The organism is Streptomyces sp. NPDC127092 (assembly GCF_042722475.1).
Taxonomy (GTDB): domain Bacteria; phylum Actinomycetota; class Actinomycetes; order Streptomycetales; family Streptomycetaceae; genus Streptomyces.
The window spans coordinates 1-1,911 of sequence record NZ_JBHXFE010000168.1 but is presented as its reverse complement, the minus strand read 5'-3'; the positions used below and the strand labels follow the sequence as shown (position 1 = coordinate 1,911).

General features: G+C 68.6%; 3 protein-coding genes. All 3 read right to left on the bottom strand.

The window, feature by feature from the left end; genetic code table 11:
• Window positions 1–299: DUF4913 domain-containing protein (locus ACFWJO_RS38445; protein ID WP_386872826.1), on the bottom strand; the 299-nt coding region annotated here is incomplete at its 3' end.
• Window positions 296–1,420 (bottom strand): hypothetical protein, encoded by a 1,125-nt coding sequence (locus ACFWJO_RS38440; protein WP_386872824.1) that lies wholly within the window; start codon window positions 1,418–1,420, stop codon window positions 296–298. The genes ACFWJO_RS38445 and ACFWJO_RS38440, both read right to left, overlap by 4 nt.
• Window positions 1,404–1,911 (bottom strand): hypothetical protein (locus ACFWJO_RS38435; RefSeq protein ID WP_386872822.1); only part of this gene is annotated, 508 nt, incomplete at its 5' end. The genes ACFWJO_RS38435 and ACFWJO_RS38440, both read right to left, overlap by 17 nt.

The following is a 1,911-nucleotide window of genomic DNA, read 5'->3' as shown; positions in this document are numbered from 1 at the left end:
AACCACGTCGCCATGACGCGAGGATCGGGGTCCACGCGGGTCTGTTCCCAGGATCGCCACATCGCTTCGAGAACCGATCCCGCTTCCTCGTAGCGCCACCACTGCGGGTCCCATCGGAACCTGTTGGGGTTGCGGCGGAAGTGCGGCAACAGCCAGCCGCTCACCCACTCGCCGGCATGCGCGTAGAAGGTCCGCAGCTCCTGCTCCGTGTCGGATTCTTCGGGAGTCTCCTCGGGGGTCTCCTCGGGAGGCTCGTCTTCGAAACGCGGCATCGCGTTCAGCACGGGATCGGCGCTCACCGGCTCAGCACCTCCGCGCGCTCGGCCTCGGCCTGGACACCCGCTGCTGGCCGCTTCCTCGGGGCGCGCTTCACCTCGGACGGGTTCAGCACATGCGGGCCGTGGGGGAAGGATTCCAGCTGCATACGGCGGACCTTGGACAGCTGGGCCGCTTCGGCTCCAGTCAGATGCGCCACGTCACGCTCCGCGGCCTGAGCCAGATCGTCCAGATGTTCTACCCGCGCAGCGTCGCCTTCGGCTTCGGCTTCCTCCCGCTGGGCGTCCCCCAGTGCTTCGGCCTGCGCGTCCTTCTCATCGGCACGTGCGGCCACGCCTGCGGTGTCCGTGTACGTCTCCGACTCGGGCTCCTGGCCGAGTGCGCGAGCGCGTTGCTCGTCGGTCATCGCGTCGGGGAACTTCTCGGCAATCGCGCGGTCCACGTCCTCATCGCGTCCGATCCAGCCCTGCACATCCGCCCACGCCTCGGGCATGTCGCGGCCCAAGTTGTCCGGGGCATTCTCGATGGCGCGCAACGCCCCGTCCTTGTCCACGGCGCGAATGTCGCCCCGGTCGTTGGACAAGTCGTGCATGACGAACAGCTCGGGGCCGGCCTCAGCCGGCTGCGGCTGCTGCACGTGCGCTGGCTCCTCGGCTGCCGCTTCCTGCTCCTGAACCTGCTCAGCAACGGCACGGTCATCGGTGTGGTCCTGCCGCAGCTGGGCGAAGTAGTCATCGAGGGCATCACGCAGCGCCGCGTGACGCTGCTCCAGCGAAGACGGATGCGCCCGGTTGATCTCCTGGAGGTCGATCCCGAACTCGCTGCGGAGCACATCAGCCCCGTGCATCCAGGCTGAACGCGCCGCCGGCTCGTTGCTCCCCAGCGCGGCCGCGACGGCCAAGCGGTCCGCGATGGACTCCGATCCGGCGTGTCGCCAGAAATCCCGCGAGTAGAGGTCGTGTTGCACGACGCGCGCGGCGTTGGCGCGCACGCGCGCCTCCTCCGTGCCTGCGCTCTGCACGCTCTGAACCTGCATCGCACGAGCGCGCAGCTGGTTCTCCCTCAGCTGCATCGACGCGCCGGTGACCATCCGCACCATCATCCCGAAGTCTTCCGCGATCTGGGATTCATCGTCCATAGCCATGACCGGCCTCCTTCTGCATCTCTCGTGTACCCACGGGGACAGTCGTGCCCGTGGTCGTGGGATCGGGGAACAGCGACTTGTGCGCCCGCTCGGAGGCGTCCGCCAGCACCATGAAGTCCCGTACCAACTGAGGACGCACCCCCACGACGTGCTGCTGCATCATCGCCCGCGACAGGCGGTTGGCCTGCCGCACCACGGCCAGCCAGCCACGATCCCGGCCCTTGGCAAAGCGGGCGGTCTGACGCACTCTCCACGCCCCGTTCGGCTCACTGTGCTGGGCGCGGGCGATGCGCTCGGACATGCGACTGAACGGACCGTCCTGCCCGCCTTCGTACTGCACGGCCAGACGCGCGTAGATGCACGCCAACGTGTCCGGGGCGGTGCCGGTCTTGCCGCTCATCATGCGCTCGACATGCACCCGGTGAACCGGCCGCTGCAACCGGGCCGGCTGACCCGGGCGGCGCATCGTGCCATGCAACGCGCTCAGGTAC

Excerpts from the sequence above, each read along its gene's own strand:
- ACFWJO_RS38440 (WP_386872824.1), bottom strand. The coding sequence starts at position 1,420 with ATGGCTATGGACGATGAATCCCAGATCGCGGAAGACTTCGGGATGATG.